This is a genomic window from Mesorhizobium sp. P2_E9 (genome assembly GCF_056403815.1).
Genome location: NZ_JBFUET010000013.1, coordinates 194,677 through 214,840, shown reverse-complemented (window position 1 = coordinate 214,840; position 20,164 = coordinate 194,677). Strand labels below are relative to the sequence as shown.

Here is a 20,164-nt window from a genome sequence, read left to right as displayed (position 1 = left end):
AGCGGTCCATGATCCGCGTCGCGCTGTATGCCCGTTACTCATCCGACAACCAGCGCGAAGCCTCTATCGAGGATCAGCTGCGGCTTTGCCGAGAACTCGCGGCCAGGGAGAAGTGGGCTGTCGTTGGGACCTATGCCGATGCCGCCATATCCGGCTCAAGCATCATCCGTCGACCAGACATCCAGCGGCTTCTCGCCGATGCTCAAAGCGGGCAATTTGAGATCGTTCTAGCCGAGGCACTCGATCGCCTGTCACGCGACCAGGAGGACGTAGCCGGCCTCTTCAAGCGACTGCGCTTTGCCGGTGTCAGGATCGTCACTCTCTCCGAGGGTGCCGTGGACGAACTGCACGTAGGTCTCAAAGGAACGATGAACGCGTTGTTCCTGCGCGACCTAGCCGCAAAAATCAGGCGGGGCCAAAGCGGCCGCATATTGAACGGCTACAACGCCGGCGGCCTCTCCTACGGCTATCGCGTGGTCAAAAAGCTCGATGAACGCGGCGAACCGATCCGCGGTCTACGCGAGATCGATGAGGATCAAGCCAAGGTCGTGCGTCGGATTTTTCGGGAGTTCGCGGATGGTCAATCGGCACGTACGATAGCTGCAAGCCTCAACAAGGACGGTATTCCATCACCCTTTGGGGGTGCGTGGGGCGCCTCGACCATCAATGGCAATCTCAAGCGGAGAAGCGGCTTTCTCTACAACGAAGCCTATATCGGGCTGCTCGTCTTCAATCGTCTCCAAATGCGCAAGGATCCCGAGACTGGGAAGCGCATCTCGCGGCCGAATCTGCCGGAAACTTGGCAGGTCGTTGAAGTGCCGCATCTGCGCATCATCGACGATGAGCTGTGGGATGCGGTGCAAGTCCGCAAGAAGCTTTACGGAGGCATGAAACTCCATCACCGCCGACGGCCGAAGCACATGTTCTCAGGGCTTGTGCGGTGCGGCTGCTGTGGCGCTTCCTATACGGTGAAGAATAGAGACCAGCTTGCTTGTGCCGCGCACCGTGAGAAAGGCACTTGTGCCAATAACAGGACGATCCGTGTTGGCGAGCTTGAGAAGCGTGTGCTTGAAGGCATCCAGCGGCGCTTGCTGGCGCCAGATGCCATTGCGCGCTTCCTTGCTGAATATCATGCTGAGCATAAGCGTCTGAACGCCATGAACCGCGAACGGCAAAGGGAAGTCGAAAGGCGGCATGCTGCCATCGACAGGCAGATCGGTAACATCGTCGATGCTATTGCTGACGGTGTCGCGACGACCAGCATGAAGTCGAAGCTGCTGGACCTCGAGCGCGAAAAGGAGAATCTAGCCCGAGAGCTTCAGGCGATGGCGGTCGCGGAAAGCATTGTGGAGTTTCATCCGGCCGCTGTGACGGTTTACCGTCGGCAAGTATCCGAGCTCCAGGACGCGTTGCAATCCGATGAGCGCGAGCGCCACGAGGCGGCGAGGATCATCCGCTCGCTGCTCACGGGGATTGATATCATTCCGACGGAGGGTAGGGGAAAGGTTGAGCTGAAAGTCCGCGGTGCGCTGGCGGAGCTTCTGAACCTGCCAAATCGTAAACCAGGAACAGCGCCTAGCGCTGCAGTGATGGTAGCGGGAGAGGGACTTGAACCCCCGACCCCAGGATTATGATTCCCGTGCTCTAACCAACTGAGCTACCCCGCCAGGGCGGCGAAAGGCCCGAAATCCGCCCTAAATCGAAAGGCATTTCGAGGCGTTCGCCAAGGTCGCGCGGATATAAGGTTGGGAGGGCGAGCCTGTCAAGCTTCGAAGCATTCTATATCGCCGCATATTCTCTTTGCCGAAAAAGCTTTGCCGCGTGGACATTTGGTTGCAACCGCCGGGGTTGAGTTCGACGGGGCACGTCGCTATGTCTCGGCCACGAGTTTTTAGAGTTTGAAACAGATGAAGCCGCGCATTGCAGTCCTCGGTTGCGGATACTGGGGCAGCAACCACATCCGCACCCTCAAGGCGCTCGGCGCGCTGCACGCGGTTTCCGACGCCAATCGGGCGCGTGCCGAAGGTTTTGCCAGCGAACAGGATTGCCTGGCGATCGAGCCCGACCAGCTGTTCGTCCGTGACGATATCGACGCCATCGTCATGGCCTTGCCGCCGCAGTTCCATGCCGATCTTGCCGTACGCGCCGCTGAAAACGGCAAGGACGTGCTGGTTGAAAAGCCGATCGCGCTGACCGTGCCGGATGCCGAGCGCGCGGTGCAGGCGGCCAAGGACAATGGCCGCGTCTTCATGGTTGGCCACGTCCTGCGTTTCCATCCCGCCTTCGAGACGCTGAAGGGACTGATCGACAAGGGCGAACTCGGCGAAGTCCGCTACATCCACTCGCACCGGCTTGGCCTTGGCAAATTCCACACCGAGAACGATGCGCTGTGGGATCTGGCGCCGCACGATCTGTCGATGATCCTGGCCATCACCGGCACCGAGCCGATCGAGGTGCGCGGCGAGGGTGCGGCACTCCTCGACAATCTCAGCGATTTCGCGCATCTGCACATGCGCTTTCCCAACGGCCTGCGCAGCCATCTTTTCACCTCGCGGCTCAATCCCTATCGCGAACGGCGGCTGACCGTGGTCGGCACCAAGGCGATGGCGGTGTTCGATGATGTCGAGCCTTGGGAGCGCAAGCTTGCCGTCTACCGCCACGCGGTCTGGCAGGACAGCGGCCAATGGGCGTTCACCACCAACGAGCCGTCCTATGTCGCGGTCGCCCAGGGCATGCCGCTGACGCGCGAACTGGAGCATTTCATCCAGTGCATCGAGACGCGCGCCGAACCGCGCACCAGCGGCGAGGAAGCGATCAGGGTGCTGCGCATCCTGACGGCGGGCACGGTCACCCACACCAAGTCTTGAGAGACCGTTTGGAAACTCTACTCTGGCGGCCATCTGGCGGCGTTTTCTGCGCTTCCGGTGCTCACGGACCCAAATGTCCGCTCCGCTCCGGTTCTCGAAGCCACCACCATATGACTCGCCAGAGCGAGTTTCGAAACAGTCTCTAAGAGGGATCTATTCGGCAGGAACCTGTGCCGGCCTTGCCGCAAGCTTCGTCAGCATGGCCTCAGCCTCAGCGCCGCGCTCGGAGCGCTCGATGAAGCCGCCACCGAAGATGCGGGCCTCGTTGCCGTCGTCGGAATAGAGCACGCAGGCCTGTCCGGGCGCGATGCCGGACTCGCCGTCGGCCAGTTCGACCGACGTCACGCCTGCGATGTGGCGCAGCACCGCCGGACGCGGCGGCCGGGTCGAGCGCACCTTGGCGAACAGTTCGAGACCGCTGGCGGGAATATCGGTAAGCGGCCCGTCGCCAAGCCAGTTCATGTTGCGCAGAAAGATCTTGTGCGTCTCCAGCGCCTCGCGCGGACCGACCACCACGCGGGCCCGTTCGGCGTCGAGATGGACGACATAGAGTGGTTCGCCCGACGCAATGCCGATACCGCGGCGCTGGCCGATCGTGTAGCGCAATATGCCCTCATGGCGGCCGAGCACGCGGCCGTCGATGTGGACGATGTCGCCCGGATTGGCGGCGGTCGGCTTCAGCTTGGCGATGATGTCGGAATATTTGCCCTGCGGCACGAAGCAGATGTCCTGGCTGTCCTGCTTGGCGGCCACCGTCAGCCCCATCTCCTCGGCAATGGCGCGAACCTGCGGCTTCGACAGGCCGCCCAAGGGAAAGCGCAGATAGTCGATCTGCGCCTGCGTGGTGGCGAACAGGAAATAGCTCTGGTCGCGGTCGGCATCGACCGGCCGGTAGAGCGCGCGGTGGGCGCCATTGGCGCCGGAACGGATATAGTGGCCGGTGGCGAGCGCATCGGCGCCCAATTCCTTGGCGGTGGCCAGGAGATCGGCGAACTTGACCGTCTGGTTGCAGGAGACACAAGGGATGGGGGTCTCGCCGGCGACATAGCTCTCGGCGAAGGGGTCGATGACCGCCTTGCGGAAACGCTCCTCATAGTCGAGCACGTAATGCGGGATGCCCAGCGTCTCGGAAACGCGGCGGGCGTCGTCGATGTCCTGTCCGGCACAGCACGAGCCAGCCCGGTGCGTCGCCGCGCCGTGATCGTAGAGCTGCAAGGTGACGCCGACGACATCATAGCCCTCGCGCTTCAACAGGCCGGCGACCACGGACGAATCCACGCCGCCCGACATGGCGACGACAATGCGGGTGTTTTCGGGACGTCCGGGAAGATCGAGACTGTTCATGATGCTTTCATTCTGCGCGGCATCTGAATGCCAATGTCGAGAATATAGGTCAAGCTTTCCGGCGACGCCAGCTTGCAGGGCAATACACAGATTGCGGTCGATCCGCGGTCATCGGGATTTTTCCCAGGCAAACCAAGGCTTCCAGCCGGATATTTCAAATGCCTGCGAAAACCCTAACGCGCCGTTCACGATCCTTACCTAGTCATTAGGGTCTGCTTAGGCAATTTTTAAAGCTGTGGCGGTAACGTGGCGGGGATTGGGTCTTTGAGTTTTTTGTAGAGAGTACGATGACCGATCTGGTTAGACCTAGAGTCAAGTATGTTATTGGGCCTGACGGCAGCCCTCTTACGATTGCCGATCTGCCGCCGACGAACACGCGTCGCTGGGTTATCCGGCGCAAGGCGGAAGTCGTCGCGGCGGTGCGCGGCGGGCTTTTGAGCCTCGACGAGGCATGCCAGCGCTACAAGCTGACCACCGAGGAATTCCTGTCCTGGCAGGCGTCGATCGACGAATATGGCCTTGCCGGGCTGCGCACCACGCGCATCCAGCAATACCGACATTAGGGTCGGGCTGAACACATCAAAGGGCGCGGCACTCCGCGCCCTTTGTCTTTTCGAAGCCGTGTCTTGGCGTCAGACCGTCAGCGCCACCTTGCCGATCGGCTTGGTGGCGAGAAAGGCGTGGGCGGCACCGGCCTCTTCGAGCGGGAAGCTCTTCGCCACATGGACGGTGAGCTTGTTCGCGTCGATCAACCTGCCAAGTTCCAAAAGGCCTTCGCGGTCAGGCACGACGGACATACGCTCGACCCGGATGTCGCGCGCGCTGGCCAGCATCCTGGTGGAGTCGTTCAGGTTCAGCAAGGACACCAGCACGCCGCCATTCCTGATGACCGTCAGCGAGCGCTCGGCATGCCCCCCACCCATCGGCTCCAGCACCAGATCGATGTCGCTGATCCGGTCGGTAAAATCGCCTTGGGTGTAGTCGATGACCTCGTCGGCGCCGAGCTTGCGGACGAAATCGAGCTTGTTGGGGCTGGCGGTGGCGATGACATAGGCGCCGCGCGCCTTGGCGATCTGCACCGCCAGATGGCCGACGCCGCCGGCCGCCGCATGGATCAGCACGCGCTGGCCCGATTTCAGTCCTCCATGGCGGACAAGGCCTTGCCAGGCGGTCAGGCCGGCCAGCGGCAATGCGCCTGCCTGGATGTGGTCCGCTCCCTTAGGCTTCAGCGCGATCTCATCGGCCGGCACCGCGGCGAGCTCGGCGTAAGCCGCCGCCTGCTTGGGGAAGCGCGGCATGCCGAACACCTCGTCGCCGACCTTGAGGCCGGTGACACCGGCGCCCAGCGCCTCGATGGTTCCCGAAATATCCCAGCCGAGGATGAAGGGCGGCTCGCCGAGCAGCTTGTAGTTACCGGCGCGGACGGAGCCATCGACCGGATTGATGCCGGCGGCCTTGATGCGGACCAGCACTTCGCCGGGCTTTGCCTTGGGGTCGGGCTGATTGGCAATGACAAGGACGTCGGGTCCGCCGACGGAATTCTGGATAACGGCACGCATGGGATGTCTCCTGCTTGGTTGGTGCCGCTATCATTTGGATAGTAATATTCTCTTGTCCAGTATGTACCTGTTTGATATATAGGTACCTAATGGATAGTGATTTCAAATCCCCCTTCGGCTATGACGCCTTCCGGCGGACATGTGCGTCGCACACCGTGCTGGAGATGCTGGCCAGCAAATGGGTCTACCTGGTGGTCTGCGCGCTGCGCAAAGGCCGGCTGCGCAATGGCGAGCTTGCCCGCAAGCTCGAAGGCATCACGCCCAAGATGCTGACGCAGACATTGCGTGTGCTGGAGCGCGACGGCCTGGTGCGGCGCGAGATCTTCCCGGTCATTCCGCCGCGCGTCGAATATGAATTGACCGAGCTCGGCCAGAACCTGGCGGCACTGCTCACCCAGATCAGGGCATGGGCGGAGCAGCACGCGCCTGACATCAAGGATGCCCGTGCCAAGGCAATTGCGGCAAATGAAGGGGATTGGGCCGCTTAGATCGGTGATCTCCGCGGCAATTCGCCCGGAGCCGGTTCGAAGCTATGGGAAGCTATGGCCAGCTAGGCATTTTTCCTGGAATTGCATCCAGATGCGCGCCCGCGCGGGCACGCTGACGATTCGGATGTCGGCAGGTTCAGCCGATCATGGCGCTGCGGCCGCCGGTTTCGGCCTCGCGAATCTTTGTGTCGCGTGATTCCAGCATTTCAGCCTTCGAAAGCTCCGCTTCAGCTTCGCCGAGTAATGATTCGGCAGCGCTTCGCTGTTGGGCGAGGTCGCCTTGTGAGTTTCTGAGGTTGTCGCGGCGCAAGCGTGCCGCCTTGGCGAAGGTCGGATAGGCAAAATGATTGATATCGGTGATGCCGGCTTTCTTTTCCTCGGCGGTGATCTGAAGCTCCAGTTCGACGGCCATGCGTTCGAACTCGGCGATCATCATGTCGAGCTGCAGCAGCTGCCGCCGCTTCTCATTCACCTGAAACTGTTTCAGCCGAACGAGGTTTTCACGTGACTTCATGATTCGGTACTCCCGGAAACGCACACCCGCACATATCGTCCAAACCACCTGGAAAGGCCCAGGCGTTGCCCGTGTCCACCGGCTTTCCCCGAACTATAGGAAACAAAACCCTAAAGTTTTTTGCCGGCGGTAACCATTCGTTTACGGGCATTGTTAATCATACGGGTCAGGACTTAAGGCCGGGTAAAAATTCCGGTCACCGATTCGGAAGCGCGTCGATGAGTCCCTGGAGTCGCTTAGTCCAGGTTATTAATGTGTTGCATTAGGAATTTGGGTCTGTGATTCGTTATTAGATTCAAGAGGGTGTAGAAAGGGGTTAAAAAATCTGGTACCGTCGTGGGCGGGAAATTAGGTTTTGTTAACCATTCAATGGCAGCCTCTGCACAAGGCAACCACTGCTCCGGATCCGGACGGATCGTAAGATGGTCCGGCAGCAGAAAAGGGGAATTAAATGCGTGTTCTGCTGATAGAAGATGACAGTGCAACCGCACAAAGCATCGAACTGATGCTGAAATCGGAAAGTTTCAATGTCTATACGACGGACCTCGGCGAAGAGGGTGTCGATCTGGGCAAACTCTACGATTACGACATCATCCTTCTCGATCTCAACCTGCCCGACATGTCCGGCTACGAGGTCTTGAGAACGCTTCGCCTCTCCAAGGTAAAGACGCCCATCCTCATCCTCTCCGGCATGGCCGGCATCGAGGACAAGGTACGCGGCCTCGGCTTCGGCGCCGATGACTACATGACCAAGCCGTTCCACAAGGACGAGCTGGTGGCGCGCATCCATGCCATCGTGCGGCGCTCCAAGGGCCACGCCCAGTCGGTCATCACCACCGGTGACCTGGTGGTCAACCTCGACGCCAAGACCGTTGAAGTCGGCGGCCAGCGCGTGCATCTCACCGGCAAGGAATACCAGATGCTGGAGCTGCTCTCGCTGCGCAAGGGCACCACGCTCACCAAGGAAATGTTCCTCAACCACCTCTATGGTGGCATGGACGAGCCGGAACTGAAGATCATCGACGTCTTCATCTGCAAGCTGCGCAAGAAGCTCGATGCCGCGTCCGGTGGCCAGAATTACATCGAGACGGTCTGGGGCCGCGGCTATGTGCTGCGCGAACCCGAAGACATCCGCGTCAGCGCCTGAGCGCCAGTGCCGCCTGAATTATTGTCATCTTCGACAAAAAACCCGGCTTCGGCCGGGTTTTTTGTGTCGCGCTTCAATGGGTGGGCTGCCGCCGGCTTTAGAGCATTTCACCGTTTCACAGAAACGGCGAACCGCTCTAACTCTTTGTTTTGACGCAATTCCCAAGGGAAAGCGCTACGCGCTTTTCCCGGGAAAAACCGTTTTACACTTTTCCTGGAATTGCGTTAGGCAGCGATTTTCAGGGCGCGAAAGCGCTCGAGCAGCTGCGGCCGATTGAACGGCTTCAAGAGATAGCCCTGGGCGCCGGCGCGCTTGGCCCGCATGATCGAGGCGATATCGAGCTCGACCAGCGAGATCAGAATCTGCGGTTTGATCGGGCTTTCCATGGCGCGCACGCGGCGGATGAGGTCAACCGCCTGTACATCCGGCAGGGCGCCGTCGACGACGATGATGTCGGGCATGTCGGCGGCGCACATCTCCAGTGCGTCAAGCCCGCTGGCTGCCTCGATGACCACCATATCGGAACCGCCCAGGATGCGTTTTGCAACTTTCCTGATGACGCTTGAGTCGTCGACGAACATGCAGCGTTTCATTCCGGGTCCTCTTTGCCCTGGGGCAATCCGGTCGTGCGGGCATCTGGTGACCACCCTAAACCGATCTGGTAAAGAACCCGAAAAGCCTTTAGGTAAAGTTTTTGCAAAGATGCCGTCTGGAGGACTTTTCTTCGCAGATGCTTCGATGCGGCCGATCGCGAAAAGCTCAACGCTTACGATCGAGCCACCACGGCAATATTAGACAGTTGAAATACTTTATTTTGCCTTGCAAATCGGCCGGATGCTCAGACCGCCGAAAGCACGATCTCTTCCGCCGTCGCATGGATCGATATCGTCATGCCGGCCTCGCGGGCCAGAAGCAGCGTGTAGTAGGGCTGCACCGAATGCGCATCGATCGGCTCTTCCGGCTTGTGGCCGGAATGCAGCTCGAGGAATTTCGGCGGCACGCGCAGCATCGGGCCGCTTGCCGAAAGCGAAATGCGCGGCTCGGTGTCGAGATTCTCGAGGGTGACGACCAGCTTGCCACCACGCGGAATGGCGGCATTGGCGACCAGGATCAGGTTGAGCAGCAGCTTGACCTTGTTCTTGGGCAGCAGCGCGCGAGCCCCATTCCAGGTCAGTTCCGGCTTTTCATTCTTGAGGAAGGCGATCGCCACCGCTTCGGCGTCGCCGGTGTCGATCAGCATGCCGGCGGAGCCTGCCGCGCCGAAGGCGATGCGGGCGAACTGCAGCCTGGCCGAGGCGTTCCTGGCGCTCTGGCGGATAAGCCGCATGGCGTCTTCGTCGGCGCCGCCCTCGTCAAGCAGTTCAAGCCCGTTGTTGATCGCGCCGACCGGCGAGATGATGTCGTGGCAGACGCGGCTGCACAGAAGCGCCGCCAGGTCAGGCGCGGAGAGGGTGAACAGATCGGCCATCGGTGAAAATCCCTGCAAAATTCCACAATTCGTGGCCGAGCGATTGATCGTCGCGCCTGCCCAACACGAATCACGCTCCAACCCGAGGCTTTCTGAATACACAGCACTCGTACGCACAGCAACAAACCCAAAATTGTCGTCACGGCAAATGGCGTGTCGCGTAGCCTGCCGGCCCCGCGCAACCCAAAAGCCAGCCTTCGAACCGCCATCTTCCTGTGGGAGTTAATGGTTGAAAAAGGATTACGGCATAGTTTGCCCTAACAGTCATCCTTAACGGCCGCCTAAAGAGCCGGACCGGATGCGAGGCGTCGGCGAAAGTGCTCCATGACGGAGATTGGAAGCATGTTTTCCCGATTCTACGACCGGAGTTTCCTCCGCGTCATCTCAGACCGGAACTTTCTCCGTGTCTGCTCAATGGCGATCACGCTCATGGGCGTTCTCGTCTTCTCGACCTCAGCCCTGAGGGCCCAGGAATACACCGCTCAGGAGATTATCGATTCCGGTCACAAGTTCTTCGGCGCGACATCGGGTGGGCTCGCCACCGTCGTGGAGAAGATCTTCGCCTCCTACGGCTTGCCCAATGGCTATCTGCTTGGTGAGGAGGGGTCGGGCGCGCTGATCGGCGGCCTGACCTATGGCGAAGGCACGCTCTACACCAAGAATGCCGGCGACCACAAAGTGTTCTGGCAAGGCCCGTCGCTGGGTTGGGATTTCGGCGGCGAAGGGTCCCGGGTGATGATGCTGGTCTACAATCTCGACGATGTCGGCAATCTCTACAACCGCTATGGCGGCGTGGCCGGGTCGGCCTATGTGGTGGCGGGCGTCGGCTTCAATGTGCTGAAGAACAACAATGTGCTTCTGGTGCCGATCCGCACCGGTGTCGGCGCCCGGCTCGGCGTCAATCTCGGCTATTTGAAACTGACCGAGCGGGCGACGTGGAATCCGTTCTAAAGTCCCACCTGTCATGACCGCAATGCCGGCTTTTCGATGGGATTTGTAGGCCTGTGACCCCCAATGCGCCGCGGCAAGCTCTTGCCGCAGCGCCGGATTTCCGCCATGCCAGTATGATGCGGTTCAATCCAAGTGGTTGCCGCCGATAGCGGGTTGTCCTTTGGTTCAGTCGGTCCTGTTCTTTGCCCTCGGCTTTCTGTGCGCCGGCTTTCTGGCGCTGATGGTGGCTCCGGCCGTCTGGCGGCGTGCCGTCGCGCTGACCCGCAGGCGCATCGAGGCCTCTATTCCGCTGACGCGGTCCGAGATCCAGGCCGACAAGGACCGCATCCGGGCCGAGTACGCCATGGCGACGCGCCGCCTCGAAATGAACGTCAAGGCGTTGCGCGAGAAGGCGGCCGAACAACTCGTCGAGATCAATCGCGGTCGCGAGGCGTTGAAGGGGCTGGCGGTCGAGCGCACGGACAAGAACCACGCGCTCGCTGAACTCGGCGCCAAGAACGAGGCGCTGCGGCAGCGCGAAGAGGAGCTGCATCAGCTTTCGGAGCGGCTCAAGGAAACCGAGCGCAAGCTGGAGAAGCGGGCGCTCGAGCTCGAAAAGCTGGAGCACATGTACGACGATGCCAGTTTTTCCTCCTCGAGCCGGCAGATCGAGCTGGTGGCGCGCGAATCCGAATTGCAGAAGCTTGCCAGCGACATCTCGCTGCTGCGCGGCCAGCGCAAGGAAGCGGATCGGCGCCAGCAAGAGATCTCGGCTGAAAGTAAGGCCGCGCGCGATGCCCTGAAGGCGGAGAAGAAAAGGGCGGCCGAACTCGACAAGAAGGTCGAACGACTGTTGGCAACGCTCGCCGATCGCGAGGACAAGCTCGACCGCCGCGAAAAGGAAATGGCGCGGCTGCGCGAAAAGGCGAAGGCCGAGGACGGCGGACCGGCCTTGCGGCTGGTCGGCAAGCCGGATGAAGCGGGCAGACATGACGAAGCCACGAGGCGCGATGATCTGGACCAGGCGATCGCCAAGCTCGACAGCGATCGCGAGCGGCTGGAGGCGAGGCTGACGGCGCTGGCGCGCGAGAACAAGCGGCTCAAGGCGGATCTCGGCGCCATGGCATCGTCGGGTTCGGTGAATGGCAGCGCCGCGCTGCGCGAGCAGATGAACGAACTGGCGGCGGAGGTCGTCCATATGACGGCCAAACTCGAGGGACCTGACTCACCGATTGCCAAGGCACTGGCAGCGCCGCAGGATAGTCAATCAAAAAATGGCGACCGCAGCCTTGCCGACCGTGTGCGCGCCTTGCAGAAGGCTGACGCGAACTGAAGCGGTGGTGCCGCCATTTAGCGGTGCGAGAAGTGGTGCAGCGCGATAGCTGACGCCGCGGCGACGTTCAGGCTGTCGAAGCCTTCCGACATGGTGATCCGCACGGTTTGCAGGCGCGCAAGCAGGCTTTCGGGCAGGCCTTCGCCCTCGGTGCCGAGATAGAGCGCCAGGCGCCCGGCCGGCTTTGCATCGCGAATGTCTGTTCGTCCGCGCGGCGACAGGGCGAATTGTTCGAACCCCCGTTCGGCGAGCATCGCCGTAAAGCCTGAGGTGTCGCTGAAGGAGGCGAACGGGATCTTGAGCGCGGCGCCGACCGAAACGCGGATCGCCTTGCGGTAGAGCGGATCGCAGCATGTGGCGTCCATCAGCACGGCATCGGCGCCGAAGGCGGCGGCATTGCGAAAGATCGAGCCCATATTGTCGTGGTTGGCGATACCGACGAGCACCACCACCAGGGATTGAGCGGGCAAGGCATCCAGCAACGGTCCGGCCGCTAGCGGCGTCTCCTTGCGGCCGATGGCCAGGATGCCGCGATGCATGTGGAAGCCGGCGATCGCGTCCATCACCGTTGTGGTGACGACGTAGACCGGCAGGTCCGTGGGCGCCTTGTGCAAGATGTCGTTCAGACCGCTGAGCCGGTTTTCCAGCACCAGCACTGATTCAGTGCCAAAGCGGCCAGACGACAGAAGCAGATCGAGCACTACCTTGCCTTCGGCGACGAAACGGCCTTGCCGGCCGGCGAGATCGCGTTCGCGGATATCGAGATAGGCTGCGACGCGTGGATCCCGCGGGTCGTCGATGCGAATTGGGTCCATATCCTCCGCTCAAACATCAAGAGCGTGGTTGGTGCGTCGAGAAAGACACACAAGCCACGCTCCGGAAATCGTCAGCGAGGTAAACGGCCGCAGCAGCGTCCGGTCAAGTCCCGGCGCGGCGCAATCTCTGTGCCATCTGGGACAGGTCTTCCTTGCCGGTGCCGAAAATACCATCCAGCACGACAAGCAGCTCGCGCACCGCATCGGATTTGCAGGAGTAGTAGATCATCTGACGGTCGCGGCGGGTTTCCACGAGGTCGAGCGCCCGCAACTTGGCCAGATGCTGCGAGAGGGCGGATTGGCTGAGCATCACCTTTTCGGCGATGGCGCCGACCGACATTTCACCGTCGATCAGATAGCTCATGATCAACAGCCGTTTTTCGTTGCCCATAAGCATCAAAAATTCGGCAGCCGATTCGGCGTTGGCGGTTAGCTTTGTCGAGACCATGAATGCCCCATGCTGTTTGATCATCGAGGCACCATGGGGGCAATGGGGCCTGAATCCAAAAATTCACTTCCGAACGGCCCCTGACGAGTCAGCGCCTTTCCTGAAAGGTAGAACATTTCTTTCAAATCTCAAGTGTTGCTTTTGATCAAATGCAATTAAGTTTGGTTGTTTTCCTGCCCGGCGGCCCTGCCGCGCCTGGCCATCTCGACCAGGACGGGTCTCAAGTCCCGCGCTGATACCAGGGGTTGTGGGAAGAAGACCCGGCAAACATTGTCTCTCGACACCAGATCCATGCCGTCGGCGTCCAAACCGGCGATGCTCCAGCCGCCGCCAGATGCCCCGGCAAAATGATGCGCATAAACGGCGATCGCGCCGAGATGGTCCGCGTTCATGTGCTCGACGGCGGATTGTTCGCTCGTCGCAAGCTCTTCGACGATGGGTCCGACGGTGACAAGATCGGAACGATCGAGCAGATAGGCCTTGCCGAAGCCGCCATTGAGGCTGGCGCGTTGCGGCTCGAGGCGAAAGATCGAGAAGTCGCCGAGGCCGGCATAGAGGCTGGCCTTGGGATTGCGGTTGAGATAGCGGCGCTCGGCGCGAGCATGTGCGTCAGAGCCACGTTCGAGCTGCGATGCCTGGCTGATCAGCGTCAGGCGCGGATGCGCCAGCGGGTCGCCCTTGCCGGGCTCGCCGAGCAGCAGGGAACAGCGTGGATCGGCAAGCATTGCAGGCGTGTGCGCCGACAGCATCGAGACCAGGATCAACGGCGTACCGTCGATGTCGGTGGCGACACCGACCCGGCTTGCCAGCGGCGACCCGGTCTGCGGCTCCAGCACCGCAAGGGCGCCGAAACGGGCGCTGCGCAGAAGTGTCTTCGCCAACCGGATCGCCTCGGCGTCGGTCTCGCGGATCACGTCCTTCTTTCGATCGTCCAAGGGTCTTGCCCTGCTAGGTTGATTACTTCGGCGCCATGCGGATGGCGCCGTCAAGGCGGATGGTCTCGCCGTTCAGCATCTGGTTTTCGATGATGTGCAGGGCAAGTGCGGCATATTCGGATGGTTCGCCGAGGCGCGACGGGAAGGGCACGGCGGCGCCCAGCGAATCCTGTACATCCTGCGGCATGCCGGCCATCATCGGTGTCTTGAAGATACCGGGTGCGATGGTGCAGACGCGGATGCCGGAACGGGCAAGGTCGCGCGCCACCGGCAGTGTCATGCCGACGACGCCGCCCTTGGAGGCGGAGTAGGCGGCCTGGCCGATCTGGCCGTCATAGGCGGCAACCGAAGCGGTGTTGACGATGACGCCGCGCTCGCCGCCCTGCAGCGGCTCGAGCTTCGCCGCGCGGTCGGCGACGAGGCGGATCATGTTGAAGGTACCGATCAGGTTGACCTCGATCACCTTGCGGTACTGGTCGAGCGGATGGGGCCCTTCCTTGCCGATCGTCTTCACGCCAATGGCGATGCCGGCGCAATTGACCAGGATGCGCGGTTCGCCCAGCTTGCTCGCCGTCTCGGCGACGGCCGCGGCACCACTGTCGGCGCTGCTGACGTCGCATTGCACGGCAATGCCGCCGATCTCGGCCGCGACCTTGGCGGCGCGATCGATGCCGACATCGAAGATGGCGACGTGGGCACCCTTGGCGGCAAGTGCGCGCGCCGTCGCCTCGCCAAGACCGGAGCCACCGCCGGTCACGATCGCGATCTGGCTGTTCGGATTCATGGCGTCATCCTTTGCTATGGGAACAGGACTGGATCAGGCCCGGATCGACGGCCAAGGTCAAGCCACCGTCTAGACGTGCTCGGCGATCCTGGCCTGGCTGGCATGACCGACCTCGCCAGAGAGCCGGGCGACTGCGCCCGGCGTGATCTCGTGTGACAAAAGGCGGTCGAGATCGACGGGACGCGGCATCGAGATCTGGCCGCGCGGGATGCGCTTGAAGCCGAGCGGCCCGTAATAGGGCTCGTCGCCGACCAGTATGACGGCCGGCGCGCCGGCCTCGACGGCCGCCTCGAGTGCGATCGCCACCAGACGGCGGCCGATGCCGAGATTCTTGAAGGCCGGCCGCACCGCAAGCGGCCCGAGCATCAGCGCGCGGCCGGCACCGGCGGCAATGCGGGTCATGCGCACCGAGGCGACGACGAGGTCGCCGTCGACCGCGACAAAGGACAGCGCGCGCTCGTGGCCGCCGGCTTCGCGGATCTTGTAGGCGGCCAGCACGAAACGGCCGGGCCCGAAGGCTTCGTCGTTGATGGCTTCGATCTGGATGTCGTGCGCCGGGGTTTCCGGCAGGTATTTCACGTCGGCAAGGCTCATGGTCTTTGCGTTCCGGTAAGGAGGAAAGGTTTGCTGCAAACGGCAGCATTCGCCAGTCAGCGCTTCATCAAGCGCGGGCGCCCTTTCGTCGTCGGTCAAACCGGATCAAAGCAAAGTCGAACATGCGGAGTGTCCGCTAGCATCAATTTTCGGCCGCTGCAATCGGCCTGATATGTCCGCCGTCTCCGTCAAGTGACGGTCTGTTCAGCACCTGACGTCTTCGTCAGGGCAGCCTTGCGCCTACATTGCACAAGAGGACGCAAGGAGATTTGCATGGGATTGCTGGTCGAGGGCAGGTGGCAGGATCGCTGGTACGATACGGCGGACAATGGCGGCAGGTTCGTGCGGACGCAGTCGCAATGGCGCGATTGGATCACCGTCGACGGGGCGCCGGCCGAAGGCCGGACGCGCGGCTTCAAGGCCGAGCCCGGGCGCTATCACCTTTATGTCTCGCTCGCCTGCCCGTGGGCGCACCGGACGCTAATCTTTCGTGCGCTGAAGAGACTGGAAGGCGTCATCTCCGTCTCGGTCGTGCATCATTTCATGGGCGCCAATGGTTGGACATTCCTGGCCGAGGACGGCGCCACCGGCGACACGCTTTACGGTCTCGATTTCCTGCACCAGATCTATGCCAAGGCCGATCCCGCCTATTCGGGCCGGGTGACGGTGCCGGTGCTGTGGGACAAAAAGGAACAGACGATCGTCTCCAACGAGTCGTCCGAGATCATCCGGATGCTCAACTCGGCGTTCGACGCATGGGGCGATGCAAGCCTCGACTTCTATCCGCAGGACCTGCGGCGCGAGATCGACCGCATCAACGCGCTGGTCTATCCCGCCGTCAACAACGGCGTCTACCGCGCCGGCTTCGCCACCACGCAGCGCGCCTATGAAGAGGCGTTCAGCGAGTTGTTCGCGGCGCTGGATACGCTGGAGGAGCGGCTGTCAAAACAGCGCTATCTCGTCGGCGACCGCATCACCGAGGCCGACTGGCGGCTGTTCACCACGCTGGTGCGCTTCGATCCGGTCTATGTCGGCCATTTCAAATGCAATCTGCGGCGCATCGCCGACTATCCCAACCTGTCGAACTATTTGCGCGACCTCTACCAGGTGCCTGGTGTCGCCGAGACCGTGAACCTGCATCACATCAAGGCGCATTATTACGCCAGCCACGAAACGATCAATCCGACGCGGATCGTGCCGGTCGGGCCGGAGCTCGACTATAGCGCGCCGCATGACCGGGCGCGGTTCGGAATCTGAAGTCGCCGATAGCTCCAAAATCGCCGAGACTTTACCGGAAGGTCTCGGTGTTGATGCGCGCCTGTCTGGCAAGCTCCGCTTTCAGGAAATTCTTGCCCATGCGGCTGGAATAGCCCCAGGCGTTGATGGCGAAAACCACAAGCCCGGCAAGCAACAGGATGAAAACCCAGGCGAGAGCAGGCATGGTACCGCTTCCCGGCATGGCTCCGCCCGCGACAGCAAGGCCTACGAACACCAGTGAAAGCAGGCACGAGGCCAGAGACGAAAAAAGCGTTATCATCCAATATTCGTCTCGATTGAACAGCCGAAGGTTCCTCTTGATGAATTTGTAGGAGGCGAAAGAGGTCGACCCGAAGGTAATGGCGAAGCCGCTTGCATGGCTGAAGCTGTCGGGTAGCGACGGAAACATCATCGCTATGACGACAAACACGACGGTCAGGCCGACCATCATAAGACTATAGAAGCCGACATAGGGCCAGACGCTCACGGATTCTACTTGTTCGACATCCATGGAACCGCCCCCCGTGTATTTCTAGATCAATATAGCGCAGAACTTTTTAAACAGCTAAGGCAAGCCTACCAATAGGGCGACGCGGGTTCATTCTGAAAAATCTCTGCGATCCGCCGCCGCGTCGCCGGTGTCGTGTCCCTGGGCAGGCGGTCGAGCGGGAAGAAGCCGGCCTCGGCGATCTCGTGGTCCGGTTGCTTCGGCGCCGGCTGGCTGAACTGCTCGATCAAGTAGAAGCCGACATGATCGCGGCGGCTGGAGCGGCGGTTGAAATGCATCGACTTCAGCACCGCTGGCGCGGTCAGCGCGATGTTGCCTTCCTCGGCCAGTTCCCGCGCCAGTGCCTCGGCCAGCGTCTCGCCGACCTCGACACCACCGCCGGGAAGCTGCCAGCCGGGCACATAGGTGTGACGGATGAGGAAGACGGAATTCGTCGCGGTGTCATGGACGAGGCCGCGCACGCCGAGCGTCATTGGCCGCCGCAGCACGAAATAGAGGTGAAACAGCCCGGCCCGTAGCCCCGCCCATCCGGTCTGGCGGAAAGCGGTTTCAGGATCGTTCGTCATCGCTAGCGAAACCGTGGGTGGAAAGCCGCGTGCGCGTCGCCTATGAAAGAAACATGTTCAGGATCGCGCATATTTCCGATGTCCATCTGGGGCCGCTCCCCGATGTATCCTATCGCGATCTCGCCTCCAAGCGCGTGCTCGGCTACGTCAACTGGCAGCGCAACCGCCGCCGCCACATGCATGACGCCGTCATCGACGCCATCACCGCCGACATCAAGGTGCAAAACCCCGACCACCTCGCGGTCACTGGCGATCTGGTCAATCTGGCGCTCGACGGCGAGATCGAGATGGCCAAACACTGGCTGGAGACGCTGGGATCGCCGCACGATGTTTCGGTGGTTCCGGGCAACCACGACGCCTATGTGCCAGGCGCCTTCGACAAGGTCTGCCGGTCATGGGCGGCCTGGATGAGCGGTGACGGCGTCAACTCGCCGGTCGACCGCAACGCGTTCCCCTATCTGCGCGTGCGCGGCAATGTCGCGCTGATCGGCGTCTCGACGGCGCGCGCCACGGCACCCTTCATGGCCAATGGCTTCTTCATGGAAGGGCAGGCGGAGCGGCTCGGCAAGATCCTTCGCGACACCGGCGGGCAAGGCCTGTTTCGCGCGATCATGATCCACCATCCGCCGGTGCGCGGCGCGGTCTCACAACACAAGCGACTGTTCGGGATTTCACGCTTCCACAAGATCATCCGCCGCCATGGCGCCGAGCTTGTCCTGCACGGCCATTCGCATCTGCCGTCGCTGTTCTTCATCGGTACCCGGGCGGTCCGGATTCCAGCGGTCGGCGTCGCCGCCGCTGGCCAGGCACCGGGTACCAAGCATCCGGCGGCACAGTACAATCTGTTCGACATCGACGGCGAAAAGGGCAGTTGGCGCATCCGCCTGACACGACGCGGCCTGACCGGGCCGGCGATGCCACCTACCGATCTTCAGACGCTGGAGATTGGCGTGGCGGCCACCGCTGCTATGGCCGCAGGCTGAGCCCCATCGCCACGATGCGGTCCCAGAACAGGGCGACCGACACCGCCAGGCCGACCAGCGCGCCGGCGGCTACCAGGCCAAGGCCTGACAGGAAGGCCGACCAGCCCTTGCTGCGTGGCGGCGAGCGCAGCGGCGGCTCGGCTTCCGCCACCGCGGCGCGTTTCATGCCGGCGGCCTCGATCCCGCCTTCCATCATCCTCTGGCGCTCGACGACGCGCTCGGCGACATAGCGTGTCACGGAATCGGCAACCGGCTTCATCTCGGTCGATTCGGCAAGCACCACGCGGCCGATGCGGGTGTCCTTGAGGAAGCGGTAAGTGCGGCGGTCGCGCCCCATCGCGACATGGCTGACGGCATCGATCCACAGGCGCGGCTGCAGCCCCGAGGAAACGACGAAGTCGAAATTGTCCATGTCGGCGGGAACATCGGCAAAGACGGGTGCAAGTTCGCCGGCCAGCAGATCGAGGCGCATGCGATGCGCCTCGCGCATGTCGACGACGACATCGTCGCGATCGGCGAAGGCGTTCTTCACGTCGCGGATGGCATCGGACAGTTTTCTTGACGGATCGATCTTTTCGCCTGCGTCCTTCATCGGCATCTGTCTCGCGGGTTTGGTTAACACGGGGTTAACACAGCCGTCGGCAAAATGCACTGGCGAGATCGACGTGTCCGGGACAGGCGAAAAGTCACCCAGTCGCTGCCAAATTCGGGCGATGCGGCCTGGCACGGCGGTTCATGTTGCGGCGAACGATGTCGGCAACGAGATCGGGCACTTCCTCGGGAAGCATGTGGCCGGCCTCCAGCACATGATGCACATGAAAATGCGCCGGCAGGTCATCCGCTTGGGTCGAGGGCAGCACCACATCGTCGGCGCCCCACACCACCATGACAGGCATGTTAAGCCCGTCGAGACGGTCACGCGGGATAACACCTTGCCGATCATCGGTGGTCATGGCGGCCGCGATTTCAGCGAGTTTTTGCACCTGGCCGGGCCGCCCACGCATCTCACGAAGTACATCGACGATGCGTTCCGGGGGCTGGCTGTGAGGGCTGGACATGGCGATAAGGCAGTCCCGAATCTCGGACGAACCCCATGCGCTGGCGTAGCGGCGCAGCAGCGGGCCATTGATCTCGGGGCCAAGCCCCCCTGGGGCCAGAAGCGTCAGCGAGGCCACTTTGTCGGGCTCGGCCAACGCCATCAACATCGCCACGGCGCCGCCCATTGAATGGCCGACAAGATGAATGCGCTTCAGTTTTCGCGCCGACAGATCGGCGAGAACAGCCCTGGCGGCCACCTTGGCTGGACCGGCGTCCGGGAAACCGAACGACAGGCCGTGGCCCGGCAGGTCATAGGCCAGCGTGCGCGCGGGAGGCGACAGGGACGAGATCACCTCGCGCCAGACATCGTGGCAACCGCCGAAACCATGCAGCAGGACGATGGTCTTCGAACCAGATCCTTGTTCGGCGGCATAGAGCGATGAAATCATGAAGCTGGGGGCTTGTTGCAGGACTGAGAAAAAGCGCGTGACCAGGCACCAAATGCGGCTGGATTGCTCCTCGTCCAGCGCTATGGCCAGTAAAATTTTCGCGATTTGTACGGTTGATGACTGAACGCGCCGGCTAA

At 61.8% G+C, this 20,164-nt stretch carries 23 protein-coding genes and 1 tRNA gene; 9 read left to right on the top strand and 15 right to left on the bottom strand.

Features of this window, described 5'->3' with window-relative positions; genetic code table 11:
* Positions 1-8: 8 nt before the first annotated feature.
* On the top strand, positions 9-1,634 hold the full coding sequence (locus AC1D05_RS23930; protein WP_477444222.1) for a recombinase family protein: 1,626 nt from the start codon (positions 9-11) through the stop codon (positions 1,632-1,634).
* On the opposite strand, the gene AC1D05_RS23925 is transcribed toward AC1D05_RS23930, so the two are convergent.
* Positions 1,591-1,667, bottom strand: a tRNA-Met gene (locus tag AC1D05_RS23925). The two genes, AC1D05_RS23930 and AC1D05_RS23925, sit on opposite strands and share 44 nt — an antisense overlap.
* Before the next feature lie 240 nt (positions 1,668-1,907).
* Here AC1D05_RS23925 and AC1D05_RS23920 point away from each other — a divergent pair.
* The gene (locus AC1D05_RS23920) at positions 1,908-2,867 is read left to right on the top strand and encodes a Gfo/Idh/MocA family protein (RefSeq protein WP_027043946.1); all 960 of its coding nucleotides are present in this window, start codon (positions 1,908-1,910) and stop codon (positions 2,865-2,867) included.
* Between the two features lie 153 nt (positions 2,868-3,020).
* On the opposite strand, the gene mnmA is transcribed toward AC1D05_RS23920, so the two are convergent.
* Entirely contained in the window at positions 3,021-4,211 is a 1,191-nt protein-coding gene (gene mnmA / locus AC1D05_RS23915; protein ID WP_477444202.1) for a tRNA 2-thiouridine(34) synthase MnmA, read from the bottom strand.
* 287 nt (positions 4,212-4,498) lie between these two features.
* Between mnmA and sciP the strand changes: the two genes are divergently transcribed.
* Positions 4,499-4,774, top strand: coding sequence for a CtrA inhibitor SciP (gene sciP, locus AC1D05_RS23910; RefSeq protein ID WP_013529904.1), 276 nt, complete (start codon positions 4,499-4,501; stop codon positions 4,772-4,774).
* A gap of 69 nt (positions 4,775-4,843) precedes the next feature.
* Here the strand turns inward: sciP and AC1D05_RS23905 are convergent, their stop codons facing one another.
* Positions 4,844-5,770, bottom strand: coding sequence for an NADP-dependent oxidoreductase (locus AC1D05_RS23905; protein ID WP_477444201.1), 927 nt, complete (start codon positions 5,768-5,770; stop codon positions 4,844-4,846).
* An 89-nt stretch (positions 5,771-5,859) separates the two neighbouring features.
* Between AC1D05_RS23905 and AC1D05_RS23900 the strand changes: the two genes are divergently transcribed.
* Positions 5,860-6,258, top strand: a complete 399-nt coding sequence (locus AC1D05_RS23900) for a winged helix-turn-helix transcriptional regulator (RefSeq protein WP_477444200.1) — start codon at positions 5,860-5,862, stop codon at positions 6,256-6,258.
* Between the two features lie 136 nt (positions 6,259-6,394).
* Here the strand turns inward: AC1D05_RS23900 and AC1D05_RS23895 are convergent, their stop codons facing one another.
* Positions 6,395-6,772 (bottom strand): flagellar export protein FliJ, encoded by a 378-nt coding sequence (locus tag AC1D05_RS23895; protein WP_140705050.1) that lies wholly within the window; start codon positions 6,770-6,772, stop codon positions 6,395-6,397.
* Between the two features lie 451 nt (positions 6,773-7,223).
* Between AC1D05_RS23895 and ctrA the strand changes: the two genes are divergently transcribed.
* A complete protein-coding gene (gene ctrA / locus AC1D05_RS23890; protein ID WP_006203583.1) occupies positions 7,224-7,919 on the top strand; it encodes a response regulator transcription factor CtrA in 696 nt (231 codons plus the stop codon).
* Positions 7,920-8,143: 224 nt separating this feature from the next.
* Here the strand turns inward: ctrA and AC1D05_RS23885 are convergent, their stop codons facing one another.
* Positions 8,144-8,512 carry a response regulator gene (locus AC1D05_RS23885; protein WP_027043951.1) on the bottom strand — a complete coding sequence of 123 codons (369 nt, stop codon included), beginning with the start codon at positions 8,510-8,512 and terminating at the stop codon, positions 8,144-8,146.
* A 245-nt stretch (positions 8,513-8,757) separates the two neighbouring features.
* Positions 8,758-9,387, bottom strand: coding sequence for a histidine phosphotransferase ChpT (chpT, locus tag AC1D05_RS23880; RefSeq protein WP_477444199.1), 630 nt, complete (start codon positions 9,385-9,387; stop codon positions 8,758-8,760).
* A gap of 414 nt (positions 9,388-9,801) precedes the next feature.
* Between chpT and AC1D05_RS23875 the strand changes: the two genes are divergently transcribed.
* Both AC1D05_RS23875 and AC1D05_RS23870 read left to right on the top strand, forming a co-directional pair.
* A complete protein-coding gene (locus tag AC1D05_RS23875) occupies positions 9,802-10,338 on the top strand; it encodes a DUF1134 domain-containing protein (RefSeq protein ID WP_244494150.1) in 537 nt (178 codons plus the stop codon).
* Between the two features lie 160 nt (positions 10,339-10,498).
* Complete coding sequence (locus tag AC1D05_RS23870; protein ID WP_477444198.1) at positions 10,499-11,650, top strand: coiled-coil domain-containing protein; 1,152 nt, start codon at positions 10,499-10,501, stop codon at positions 11,648-11,650.
* Between the two features lie 17 nt (positions 11,651-11,667).
* Here the strand turns inward: AC1D05_RS23870 and AC1D05_RS23865 are convergent, their stop codons facing one another.
* The 5 genes from AC1D05_RS23865 to AC1D05_RS23845 all read right to left on the bottom strand — a co-directional run bounded on the left by AC1D05_RS23865 (position 11,668) and on the right by AC1D05_RS23845 (position 15,226).
* The gene (locus tag AC1D05_RS23865) at positions 11,668-12,465 is read right to left on the bottom strand and encodes a TrmH family RNA methyltransferase (protein ID WP_477444197.1); all 798 of its coding nucleotides are present in this window, start codon (positions 12,463-12,465) and stop codon (positions 11,668-11,670) included.
* Positions 12,466-12,568: 103 nt separating this feature from the next.
* Positions 12,569-12,913 carry an ArsR/SmtB family transcription factor gene (locus AC1D05_RS23860; protein WP_477444221.1) on the bottom strand — a complete coding sequence of 115 codons (345 nt, stop codon included), beginning with the start codon at positions 12,911-12,913 and terminating at the stop codon, positions 12,569-12,571.
* A gap of 155 nt (positions 12,914-13,068) precedes the next feature.
* On the bottom strand, positions 13,069-13,848 hold the full coding sequence (locus AC1D05_RS23855; protein ID WP_477444196.1) for a HugZ family pyridoxamine 5'-phosphate oxidase: 780 nt from the start codon (positions 13,846-13,848) through the stop codon (positions 13,069-13,071).
* A gap of 22 nt (positions 13,849-13,870) precedes the next feature.
* Entirely contained in the window at positions 13,871-14,632 is a 762-nt protein-coding gene (locus tag AC1D05_RS23850; protein ID WP_477444195.1) for a 3-hydroxyacyl-CoA dehydrogenase, read from the bottom strand.
* A gap of 69 nt (positions 14,633-14,701) precedes the next feature.
* Complete coding sequence (locus AC1D05_RS23845) at positions 14,702-15,226, bottom strand: GNAT family N-acetyltransferase (RefSeq protein ID WP_477444194.1); 525 nt, start codon at positions 15,224-15,226, stop codon at positions 14,702-14,704.
* Between the two features lie 273 nt (positions 15,227-15,499).
* Between AC1D05_RS23845 and AC1D05_RS23840 the strand changes: the two genes are divergently transcribed.
* Entirely contained in the window at positions 15,500-16,483 is a 984-nt protein-coding gene (locus AC1D05_RS23840) for a glutathione S-transferase family protein (RefSeq protein ID WP_477444193.1), read from the top strand.
* Between the two features lie 31 nt (positions 16,484-16,514).
* On the opposite strand, the gene AC1D05_RS23835 is transcribed toward AC1D05_RS23840, so the two are convergent.
* Together AC1D05_RS23835 and AC1D05_RS23830 are read right to left on the bottom strand one after the other, a co-directional pair.
* Positions 16,515-16,970, bottom strand: coding sequence for an ABZJ_00895 family protein (locus tag AC1D05_RS23835; RefSeq protein WP_477444192.1), 456 nt, complete (start codon positions 16,968-16,970; stop codon positions 16,515-16,517).
* A gap of 89 nt (positions 16,971-17,059) precedes the next feature.
* Positions 17,060-17,557, bottom strand: a complete 498-nt coding sequence (locus AC1D05_RS23830; RefSeq protein ID WP_477444191.1) for an NUDIX domain-containing protein — start codon at positions 17,555-17,557, stop codon at positions 17,060-17,062.
* Positions 17,558-17,610: 53 nt separating this feature from the next.
* On the opposite strand from AC1D05_RS23830, the gene AC1D05_RS23825 reads away from it, so the two are divergent.
* Complete coding sequence (locus tag AC1D05_RS23825) at positions 17,611-18,540, top strand: metallophosphoesterase family protein (protein ID WP_477444220.1); 930 nt, start codon at positions 17,611-17,613, stop codon at positions 18,538-18,540.
* On the opposite strand, the gene AC1D05_RS23820 is transcribed toward AC1D05_RS23825, so the two are convergent.
* Both AC1D05_RS23820 and AC1D05_RS23815 read right to left on the bottom strand, forming a co-directional pair.
* Positions 18,524-19,132, bottom strand: coding sequence for a hypothetical protein (locus AC1D05_RS23820; protein ID WP_477444190.1), 609 nt, complete (start codon positions 19,130-19,132; stop codon positions 18,524-18,526). The genes AC1D05_RS23825 and AC1D05_RS23820 overlap by 17 nt on opposite strands.
* 94 nt (positions 19,133-19,226) lie before the next feature.
* Positions 19,227-20,027: an alpha/beta fold hydrolase gene (locus AC1D05_RS23815; RefSeq protein WP_477444219.1), complete on the bottom strand. Its 801-nt coding sequence runs from the start codon at positions 20,025-20,027 to the stop codon at positions 19,227-19,229.
* Between the last annotated feature and the right edge of the window lie 137 nt (positions 20,028-20,164).

Excerpts from the sequence above, each read along its gene's own strand:
- AC1D05_RS23860 (WP_477444221.1), bottom strand. The coding sequence starts at position 12,913 with ATGGTCTCGACAAAGCTAACCGCCAACGCCGAATCGGCTGCCGAATTT.
- chpT (WP_477444199.1), bottom strand. The coding sequence starts at position 9,387 with ATGGCCGATCTGTTCACCCTCTCCGCGCCTGACCTGGCGGCGCTTCTG.
- AC1D05_RS23900 (WP_477444200.1), top strand. The coding sequence starts at position 5,860 with ATGGATAGTGATTTCAAATCCCCCTTCGGCTATGACGCCTTCCGGCGG.
- sciP (WP_013529904.1), top strand. The coding sequence starts at position 4,499 with ATGACCGATCTGGTTAGACCTAGAGTCAAGTATGTTATTGGGCCTGAC.
- AC1D05_RS23840 (WP_477444193.1), top strand. The coding sequence starts at position 15,500 with ATGGGATTGCTGGTCGAGGGCAGGTGGCAGGATCGCTGGTACGATACG.
- AC1D05_RS23830 (WP_477444191.1), bottom strand. The coding sequence starts at position 17,557 with ATGACGAACGATCCTGAAACCGCTTTCCGCCAGACCGGATGGGCGGGG.
- AC1D05_RS23845 (WP_477444194.1), bottom strand. The coding sequence starts at position 15,226 with ATGAGCCTTGCCGACGTGAAATACCTGCCGGAAACCCCGGCGCACGAC.
- AC1D05_RS23820 (WP_477444190.1), bottom strand. The coding sequence starts at position 19,132 with ATGAAGGACGCAGGCGAAAAGATCGATCCGTCAAGAAAACTGTCCGAT.
- mnmA (WP_477444202.1), bottom strand. The coding sequence starts at position 4,211 with ATGAACAGTCTCGATCTTCCCGGACGTCCCGAAAACACCCGCATTGTC.
- AC1D05_RS23865 (WP_477444197.1), bottom strand. The coding sequence starts at position 12,465 with ATGGACCCAATTCGCATCGACGACCCGCGGGATCCACGCGTCGCAGCC.
- AC1D05_RS23875 (WP_244494150.1), top strand. The coding sequence starts at position 9,802 with ATGGCGATCACGCTCATGGGCGTTCTCGTCTTCTCGACCTCAGCCCTG.
- AC1D05_RS23885 (WP_027043951.1), bottom strand. The coding sequence starts at position 8,512 with ATGAAACGCTGCATGTTCGTCGACGACTCAAGCGTCATCAGGAAAGTT.
- AC1D05_RS23815 (WP_477444219.1), bottom strand. The coding sequence starts at position 20,027 with ATGATTTCATCGCTCTATGCCGCCGAACAAGGATCTGGTTCGAAGACC.
- AC1D05_RS23905 (WP_477444201.1), bottom strand. The coding sequence starts at position 5,770 with ATGCGTGCCGTTATCCAGAATTCCGTCGGCGGACCCGACGTCCTTGTC.
- AC1D05_RS23920 (WP_027043946.1), top strand. The coding sequence starts at position 1,908 with ATGAAGCCGCGCATTGCAGTCCTCGGTTGCGGATACTGGGGCAGCAAC.
- AC1D05_RS23825 (WP_477444220.1), top strand. The coding sequence starts at position 17,611 with ATGTTCAGGATCGCGCATATTTCCGATGTCCATCTGGGGCCGCTCCCC.
- AC1D05_RS23930 (WP_477444222.1), top strand. The coding sequence starts at position 9 with ATGATCCGCGTCGCGCTGTATGCCCGTTACTCATCCGACAACCAGCGC.
- AC1D05_RS23895 (WP_140705050.1), bottom strand. The coding sequence starts at position 6,772 with ATGAAGTCACGTGAAAACCTCGTTCGGCTGAAACAGTTTCAGGTGAAT.
- AC1D05_RS23850 (WP_477444195.1), bottom strand. The coding sequence starts at position 14,632 with ATGAATCCGAACAGCCAGATCGCGATCGTGACCGGCGGTGGCTCCGGT.
- ctrA (WP_006203583.1), top strand. The coding sequence starts at position 7,224 with ATGCGTGTTCTGCTGATAGAAGATGACAGTGCAACCGCACAAAGCATC.